The sequence below is a fragment of the Arthrobacter sp. GMC3 genome, assembly GCF_002929305.1.
GTDB lineage: Bacteria > Actinomycetota > Actinomycetes > Actinomycetales > Micrococcaceae > Specibacter.
Genome location: NZ_PJIO01000171.1, coordinates 1 through 513 on the forward strand (window position 1 = coordinate 1; position 513 = coordinate 513).

Annotated in this window: 1 protein-coding gene; it reads right to left on the reverse strand. The window is 71.0% G+C overall.

Annotation, left to right across the window (positions count from 1 at the left end):
* The coding region (locus tag CXQ94_RS24160) for an ATP-binding cassette domain-containing protein (protein ID WP_146070433.1) at window positions 1-455 on the reverse strand (455 nt) is incomplete at its 3' end.
* Between the last annotated feature and the right edge of the window lie 58 nt (window positions 456-513).

Consider the following 513-nt stretch of genomic DNA (forward strand, 5'->3'; position numbering starts at 1 on the left):
ATCTCCACCTGCTGCAGCCAGTCCAGCCCGGCGGCGCGCAGCTGGCCGTAATGCCGCACACCCTGGGCCATCAGCCGCTCGCCGATGTTGGCGCCGGCGGAAACGCCCATGCGCAGGCCGTCGCGCGGGTTCTGTTCGACAAAGCCCCACTCGGTGCGCAGCAGCGTGCGCCGCTCGGCCTCGCTGGCGGCGTAGAGGTCGAGCCAGTCGCCGGCAGCATCGCGGTACTGCACGCTGCCGCGATCCGGCGGACAGCGGCCGCAGAGCAGCGAGAGCAGGGTGGACTTGCCCGAGCCAGACTCGCCGACGATGCCCAGCACTTCGCCGGGGTAGAGCTCGAAGGAAACGCCCTGGCAGCCCTTGTCCGGGCCGTACAGACGGGTCAGGTCGCGCACCGCGAACAGCGGCTCGGTGCCGACGCTCGTGGCGGGCAGCAGTTGTTCGGCGGCGCTCATGGGCGGCTCCCCTGTTGCTGGGCGCGCTGCGCGCAATAGTCGGTATCCGAGCAGACGA